Annotated in this window: 8 protein-coding genes and 1 pseudogene; 7 read left to right on the top strand and 2 right to left on the bottom strand. The window is 64.3% G+C overall.

Features of this window, described 5'->3' with window-relative positions:
- A pseudogene (locus tag ACIGA3_RS04165) lies at positions 1–269 on the top strand (hypothetical protein); the annotation flags it as partial.
- A 456-nt stretch (positions 270–725) separates the two neighbouring features.
- Positions 726–1,121: a DUF5958 family protein gene (locus tag ACIGA3_RS04160; protein WP_399710307.1), complete on the top strand. Its 396-nt coding sequence runs from the start codon at positions 726–728 to the stop codon at positions 1,119–1,121.
- Here ACIGA3_RS04160 and ACIGA3_RS04155 read toward each other — a convergent pair.
- Positions 1,111–1,866, bottom strand: a complete 756-nt coding sequence (locus ACIGA3_RS04155) for a GntR family transcriptional regulator (protein ID WP_399710305.1) — start codon at positions 1,864–1,866, stop codon at positions 1,111–1,113. The two genes, ACIGA3_RS04160 and ACIGA3_RS04155, sit on opposite strands and share 11 nt — an antisense overlap.
- A gap of 79 nt (positions 1,867–1,945) precedes the next feature.
- On the opposite strand from ACIGA3_RS04155, the gene ACIGA3_RS04150 reads away from it, so the two are divergent.
- The 5 genes from ACIGA3_RS04150 (at position 1,946) to ACIGA3_RS04130 (ending at position 6,047) form a co-directional block, all read left to right on the top strand.
- Positions 1,946–2,224 (top strand): hypothetical protein, encoded by a 279-nt coding sequence (locus tag ACIGA3_RS04150; protein ID WP_307815036.1) that lies wholly within the window; start codon positions 1,946–1,948, stop codon positions 2,222–2,224.
- Between the two features lie 517 nt (positions 2,225–2,741).
- Positions 2,742–2,966 (top strand): hypothetical protein, encoded by a 225-nt coding sequence (locus ACIGA3_RS04145; RefSeq protein ID WP_031182355.1) that lies wholly within the window; start codon positions 2,742–2,744, stop codon positions 2,964–2,966.
- Complete coding sequence (locus tag ACIGA3_RS04140; RefSeq protein ID WP_399710303.1) at positions 2,963–3,706, top strand: GntR family transcriptional regulator; 744 nt, start codon at positions 2,963–2,965, stop codon at positions 3,704–3,706. Before ACIGA3_RS04145 ends, ACIGA3_RS04140 begins: the two co-directional genes overlap by 4 nt.
- Positions 3,703–3,972, top strand: coding sequence for a hypothetical protein (locus tag ACIGA3_RS04135; RefSeq protein WP_399710301.1), 270 nt, complete (start codon positions 3,703–3,705; stop codon positions 3,970–3,972). The genes ACIGA3_RS04140 and ACIGA3_RS04135 overlap by 4 nt, the downstream gene beginning before the upstream one ends.
- A gap of 1,265 nt (positions 3,973–5,237) precedes the next feature.
- Positions 5,238–6,047 carry a DUF4231 domain-containing protein gene (locus tag ACIGA3_RS04130; RefSeq protein ID WP_399710299.1) on the top strand — a complete coding sequence of 270 codons (810 nt, stop codon included), beginning with the start codon at positions 5,238–5,240 and terminating at the stop codon, positions 6,045–6,047.
- Positions 6,048–6,388: 341 nt separating this feature from the next.
- Here the strand turns inward: ACIGA3_RS04130 and ACIGA3_RS04125 are convergent, their stop codons facing one another.
- Complete coding sequence (locus ACIGA3_RS04125; protein ID WP_399710297.1) at positions 6,389–7,444, bottom strand: YaaC family protein; 1,056 nt, start codon at positions 7,442–7,444, stop codon at positions 6,389–6,391.
- Between the last annotated feature and the right edge of the window lie 228 nt (positions 7,445–7,672).

Below are 7,672 nucleotides of genomic sequence, written 5' to 3'. Positions count from 1 at the left end.
CGTCGGGTACGCCGAAGGACCCCGGCACGAAGTGCACGGACCAGGTCGACTACGCGGGCGACTCCCGTTCGAACGCCGAGATCAACTCCATCGGCGAGGGCACGGGCACCTGCCCGCCGGTGCAGAAGTCCGGCGCGGCGTCGGGTACGCCGAAGGACCCCGGCACGAAGTGCACGGACCAGGTCGACTACGCGGGCGACTCCCGTTCGAACGCCGAGATCAACTCCATCGGCGAGGACACGGGCACTTGCCCGCCGGTCAAGCGGTGACTCGCTGATCGTCCCAGAAGGACGGAGTGCCGGGGCCTGCCGACGGCGAACAGGATCAAGCCGCGAGCTGCCCTGGCAGCCACGGTCCGGCCCCGGTCGCAGGGTCGCAGTGATCTGCATCAGGACAAGAAAAGGCCCCTCACGCGTCACCGCCGGTGAGAGACCGTTTGCGCCCCCGGCAGGACTCGAATCTGCGGCCAAGCGCTTAGAAGGCGCTTGGGCGCTCGTTCTTGCCAATGGGCGTGACCTGCACGCTCACGCCGAGTGGCCCATCGCTTCAGCTGACTTCAACACGCATTCGACAGGCACCCGCTTCTGCCCCACTGCGAGCCTCTGCTGCCCTCGTCAGAAGGTTGTGCCATCAGTACACGTGAAACTGGGCTGATCACGGGGGATCGTGAGCGTAGCGTCACCCGGAAACTGTGGGGGTGAAGGGCTGTGCTGTACGCGCATGAGGTGATCCTGAACGAGCTGGCGCAGGGGCGCAGACCGATGGCTGAGGGCGTCGAGTGGTTCGAGGGCCTCTCGGAGGACGACCAACGCAAGATCTTGCACACGCTGGTGCTGTGCTGCGGGCAGGCCCGTGCTCGCGAGGACGACGTGCCGGAGAGCATTGCGCGTTCTGGCATTCGCCCGACCCACACGCCAGCGGTGATGCTTACGAAGTGGCGCTTCGGGATGGATCAGCTTCCAGCCTATGAACTCGCCAAGTCATTTCGTCTGCTCGTCGCCCTCTTCAGCATCGCCGACGCGCGCAGGCGGACGCTGTACTGCGCCGGAGGGTGCAACCACTCGTGGCATAGCCTGCCGGATCTGCCACGGGATGCAGATATAGAGCCGGTTAGCGATTGATGGGGATCTCGTAGACGATCTCGCAGTGCGCGGCCGGCACGACGATGTCCGCCGTCTCCACGGGTCGTCCTTGGTCGCTGTAGTACGTCCGCCTGATGTGCGTGACGAGTGCGGCCTTCTGGATGCCGAGCAGCGATGCCTCCTCGGCGGTCGCCTGCCTCGGCTCCGGCTGCTCCACCGCATGGCTGACGGTGATACCGATCGCGGCCATACGGTTCACGACCCCGGCGCCCGCGTGCGGTCCTCCCTCGGGAAGGACGACGAGCGTGCCGGCGGTTAGGTCATACGGCTCCCAGCTCGTGGACAGTTGCACGGGCCTGCCGTCTGCGAGGAACTCGTAAGTCGTCCGTACGCACAACGCGCCCTCGTCGACCCCCAGCCGCGCCGCGATATCCGCGGGGGCTGGCACCTTGGCGTCCGTCCGGCTCTCCCAGTCGCCCTGCCTGCCGACCGCCTTCATGTCCGCCCGGAATGGCGAGCCGCTTGGCTGCTCCCGCGCTGAAGACCGTACGACCCGCACGCGCAGCCGGGGCTCGGCGACGTACGTGCCCGAACCGGCGCGGCCCTCCAGCACTCCCTGGGAGATCAGCAACTCCTGCGCCCGGCGCACCACGTTCTCGCCGACGCCGCACTCCTGGCCGATCTGAGCGCGGGACGGCAGACGGTCTCCCGGCTCCCACACACGTTCCGCGATCCGGCGCCTCAGCTCATCGGCGATGCGGAGGTACGGCGGTTGCTCAGACATATGGAAAATCTAGTCCACTAGCCCTAATCTAGTTAACTAGCTTCGCTGAAAGTGATCGCCGGTTGACGGAGGCTGCCCTGTGCCCGCTTCGGGAGTTAGCGCGGAGGCCATCGCCGCCCGGCTGTCCGCCCTCGGATTTCTCACGCGAGTGGAGGAACACCCCCGGCACACGACGGTCGAAGCGGAGATGCCGGACGACGTCTCCGCCGAGACATGGCAAGAGGTCCTGGACGCGGTGTCCGCTGCTGACCACTTCGGCCTCCTCGCCACCAGCTTGAACGCCCGCACCCTCTGGGCAGTCGTACGCAAAGCGGTCCCCACGACGGGCGATGTCGGGGGACCGAGCCATCAGCGATAGGAGCTGAGCAGCGTGCTCAACCGTATCCGCCGTGCCCTTTCCCTAGCTAGGGTGCGGACCTCGACCAAGGGCAGGCATCGCCGCCCCTTACGGCCCTCCGACCCGTCGGCCTCCTCCCTCGCGCCCACCTACGCATCGACCGTCGTCCTGCGTCGGCCTTCCACAACGAAGGCTTGTCTGGCTTCCCTTGTTGGTGAGGAAGTCGCCCTGGTCCGTCCGTACGTGCTGGCATGGGAGAGGCGCGCACGGCCGCGCGCTCTGGTTGTCGTCCCTCACCTCCCCGCCGAAGCATGGTCGGCCCTTGCGGGGGTCCACTGATGCCGCCCTGCCGACAGTCATCGATCACGGAAGGCATGCCGGGCCCCTACCGCTCGACCGCCTGCCACATCGGTACGCACTCCGCTTGCGTGGAGTCGCCCCCGGCACCGGCACCGATCGATCTCCCGGTGATCTACGAAGCGTGCGACTGCCTGTGCCATCGTGCTGTCGACCTGCCTGCGCCCGTGGGGGTGACGCGGTGAGGCCCCCGATCGCCGGCAGCGCACCGGTAACGAGCGTCGAAATCACCGCCAGCACGGTGCAGCGCGGCGACGTCATCCAACTCGGCGGCTGCGCCTGCCGCGTGAGCGACCTGCTCCAGCTCCCTCACGGTGCGAAGCAACTGGTCTTCGAGTCGGGCGAGCTGCTGACCATGCACACGCGCACCCGACTCGTCGCCGCGCGGCCCATGAGAAGGCGGTGACGGTACGCGTGCCTCCTCGACACCATGACATCGCCGATGATCTACGGCGGCAGATCACCTCCGGCCGTCTCCAACCCGGCGAACGACTGCCGTCCGAAACGGCCTTGGCCGAGCAGTACGCCGTGAGCACGGTGACGCTGCGACAAGCCCTCGCAGTGCTCCAGGGCGAACGCCTCGTCGAGAAAATCCACGGCAAGGGCAACTTCGTCCGACGTGCACCACGCAAGATCATGTACGTCGGCGGCTGGGGAACGCTGGACCCGTTGACAGCCACTGGACCGGCGTTGCGCGTCACCGTTCGTAGCGCCACGGTCCCGGCCCGCGGCAGCCTCGCGGCTCTCTTGAAGGTGCCGACAGGCAGCCCTCTCGCGGAACTAACCTGCCTCACTCTCGACGGTGAGATGCCCCAGGGATTGGCCCGCATCTACACGCCACGCGACTTGGCGCCGGCTGGAGTACTCGACGACGACTCCGCGCACCGAGAAGCGCTCGCAAGATTTGCCGTCCTCGATCCCCCACCGGCCGCCATCCGAGAGACGGTCCGCGCTCGCTCAGCGACACCAGACGAAGCCTCTGCCCTGAAGATCCCTTCCGCGACGGCTGTCCTCGCCGTCACCCGTATCGCCACCGACTCCACCGGGCGCGTCACAGAGGCCGCGCTCCTGGCGTTTCCGGGAGATCGCGTCGACGCGGTCTTCACCTCCCATCACGTGATCAACGAGAGGCATCCCTCGCCATGACAGCCCCGAGCGAACTCCGGCTTCTTCCTTGGGTGGGTCCGGAAGGCAAGCCCTGCTACCTGAGCACCGACGACGGAAGCGGTTACATCTCCCGCTTGGCGGACAACATCGAGTCGGTCCAACTCGGCTTTGCGGCTGAGATCCTGGAACAGGCACAGGACACTCTCGACGACGCAGACGCGGAACCGGACGAGCTCCACAGCCTGGCGCGGGAGCTGACCGGCGCACTGCGCGATGTCCTTCGAGTCGCAATCAGCCGAAATTAATTGCTGACGGAGGGCGAACCACTGGGACTCTGAAGACGTGCCACCAAGCGGCGCTTGACGAGGAAGGTGCTGTGCTTTCACCTGCGGACCGGAACCCAGCCACCGTGATGGGTTCCGGTCTTCTCTTCCGGTGAGGAAGTAGAGCCCTGCCTCTCTGCCCCTCGGAGCCGACCGACGACCCTAGTTCTTGCGGGAGGGACGCTTACCTGCATGGGGCGGTATCTAAATGAGCGTAGCGACGGCGACCGCAGCTCATGGCCTCTTCGTCCCGAACTATCGGCTGGGTGGCCCTTGAGGTCTGTTGAGCTAGTCAATCGGCCGTAGACGGTTGCTGACCTTCAGCTGCGGCTGATGAGGTTGCAGTACTCCTCTGCTGTACAACTCGGGCGCCTTGGCGAGCACGAGCGAGGTTGTTGCGGCTGGTCAGGGTGTCGGGGTGGGTGTCGCCCAGGACCTGCACCAGCAGGCCGAAGAGCGCCTGTTGAGCATCCTCGCTCGGCAGCTCGCCGACGGCCTTCGAGTGTCCGACGCCGACGCCGCACCGCGGTCGCCGAACTCGGCGCCGCCGCGCCCAAACCTGTCGCATCGTTCCCCATGTGACCTACTTGGGACGCGGGCCGTACGCCGCATAGTTGGGATGGCCGTGTGCCCCATCGTTACATCCAGCCATCCATGCGACCGAGTCGATGTCGTCCGGCAGCATCGCGCCGCATTCAGTGTCGGAGTCCTTCGGCCAGGACGCACACGCATTGATGTACGCCGCGACATCTTTCGGATCGATGCCCTTGCCGCAGTCCGGGTTTGAGCCCGGGGCTATGTCGACGGTTTCACCCGCCGCGTACCCATTCCAGTAGGTGTCTTGCGGCGAAGCGCTGCACCCAACAGCACCAAGCAGCACCGCCAACGCCCCCGCAGCCAGAAAGCCAGCTCGCCTCATGCGTCCCCCAAGGCTCATTCAGAGGCTGAGCGTACCGACGGAGGGAAGCGATGCCCATACGTCGCGGCATGGTCGAACCTCTCGATAAGCGCACCCCGACCTGTACGCCGACGCCGGGCTACGCCTGTGGGCATCATCGCCCGCCACTTGGCCGGCCCCGACGCGCCCGGAGGATCGAGCGCAAGCTGTCTGCCATCCAGGCCATCCGACGCGCCTCACTGTCCCTTCGACGAGCTCGGCAACGCCGTGCAACCCAGCTTCGCTAGGGTGACCAAACGATCAGTCGGTCATAGGATTACGCTTGGCTTAGACCACAGTGGGGGGACGAGTGGCAACAAGCACATCAACGGTGCTGTCGATTGACCAGGGGATCATCGAATGGGAATCTGCAATCGCTCAAGGTAAATTCGTCAAGCGACTTGCATTCCTATGGATGACGGCTGGAAATCTAGCAGTTGCGAGTGGCATCGTAGCCGGCAACTTGTTCATCGACTCTAGTGCGGGACTGGGCGCGCTCAACGTTTGGGGGAACGTCGGCTTCCTCGCATCTCTGATCGCTTCATCTATAGTCTGGTATCGCTGCCGAAGCAATGTCATTGAGGGTTCAGTAGAGCGCCTAAAGCTCGAAGCCGAGCGCAATGCCCTCCAAGCGGCGGAAACGACATCTCCCAACACGTCTAGCGCATTTTACTTCTACCGTGAGTCTGTGCCAGGTTTCCGTGATGACTACAGGCGGAGTGCAGAGAAGTACAGGAACCGACATAACCTATTCCAGCTTACCGTGATCGTGGGCTCGATCCTCACGTCAGTCAGTACAACGGCATCTGCTGAACAAGGCGTCTGGAGTTGGCTCGCCGTTGGCCTTAGCGCCATTGTCAGCATCTCGGCCGGAATCATTGCCTACTTCAAATTTAGAGAGCGCAGCCTGAACCTCCAGCAGACTGCCGACGCAATTGATTTGGAGATCCAGGCGTACGCACTACGCATTCGCCGCTACCGGGATCTACCGCCAGACCAGGCGGCCACCCTATTCGCCGAAGAAATCGAAAGACTCAGGGAAGAACAACGTAAGAAGGAACTGCAATTGGAGCAGCCTCCTGAGGCCGCGCCGCAACAACGCCCACCGCTCAGCAATTGATCATTCGACCCTTAAGGGACCCGGCGGACTCATGGAACCTGCCGGACGTCCTAAGGTCATGCACTTCGCTGAGCGAAGGAGTTACTGTAACCACCTCCCCATTTCATCGTTCGCTCTTCCGATTCCTCGATCACGTCCCCTGACGTGGCGTATCGACGGCCACCCCAGCGGACGTCACCCTGAACGGGGCGTCCGACAACCTCCGTCACACTCTATGCAGTTGGCACCCTCTGACGAACTCCGCCGCAGGGCAGAGGGCTGCTAGGGGAGATCTACGCATTCACTCCGGAACCATGTGCTTCAGCGTCGTGGCACGGACGCGAACACCAGCTGTTGAGCGGCTAGGCCGTTACCTCGTCGATGGCAGCGAGGACCAATTCGGGTACGGCAGCGAGAGCGCTGTCTAGCAGGTATTCGATCGCTACAGCGTCTCTGCTTCGGTTGACGTCGATCTGGGCTGTCCACTGTCCCGGCTGGTAGCGAGCGAGCATCGAAAGCGCGAAGAGCACTGACCACCAGGCCAGTAGCGGGTGAAGCTGACGGTCGTCTCCGCCGAACCGTGCGTGGATCACGCGGGCCGAATCTGTCAGGCTGCGCCCCTTCCAGGGGGCTATCTCCGCAAACTTGTGCTTTGCGGCTTCCTCTCCATGCTCAACATCCCACACGATTCGACAGCCGATGGTGCCTTGCCTCTCATCCCAGCTTTCCGGTCCGTTGTCAGGGATGGCGCCGATCGACCGGAAGCGGTAGCCGTTCAACGCCGGATAGTCAACAAGCCACGCGCCCACGGCTTGTTCCCGATCTTTGGGATCCGAGTGCTTTTGGAGGTCGCCGGGCAGGCCAGAGACCATGGCCTGCAAGGTGTTGGCATTCACCTGGTGGGTCTCTCGACTGATTGAGAGCTGCGGATGGGTCGTCGACTGCAAGGGCCAGAGGTTGACCTCCAGGATCGCTGCCCACACATCCGCGAGACGCGTTTCCTCATGTAGAGATCGAGATCCAAGCATCGCCGCAACCTGCGTGAATGACTCAGCTCCTGCCGCACCCTTGTCCTTGATGATTACCGAGCCTAGGTCCGGCTGATCCATTCGTGTTGCAGATATTCCATGGCCGTTCAAGCGGCACTTGTCCATGGGGACCGGGGCACACGCCGCGATGGCCCTGCCGGCCTGGCTCAGGCCATAGAAGAGCACGAGGGGCCTAGAAGCTGGGCCAACCGAGGCTGCCGCTGTGAACAGTTGCTCTGACTGCTCTAGCGCTGAGCTGAACAGCTTCTGGCGCGAGCCGCTGCTCGCGTAGCCGGGCGGTGCCGCGCGGAGTTCCCGAAGGGCCCTCCAAACGGCTGCTGTCGGAGGATACGTCTGATCGCGGTATGTCGGATACGGCCTGCGAACCATCGCCCCATCCTGCCAACAGGGAGACTGGTCCACGGGGCGCTTGCCTACAGGGTGGAGCGTGACGTCACCGGGCATGGCGGACCGCTCGCGCCGAAGTGCTCTCTCTGGAGGAATTCGACTCGCCGCTCGGCAGGTGGGTGTACGACCTTCGGCACACCTCCATGACGAACTGGCTCAACGACGGCATCCAGCTGGCGCAAGTGGCTGAGTGGGCGGGTAACAGCGTCC

It is taken from the genome of Streptomyces sp. NPDC085596, from assembly GCF_044541565.1.
Taxonomy (GTDB): domain Bacteria; phylum Actinomycetota; class Actinomycetes; order Streptomycetales; family Streptomycetaceae; genus Streptomyces.
The sequence above is the reverse complement of the archived record's forward strand: the minus strand, read 5'-3'. Positions and strand labels throughout refer to the sequence as shown.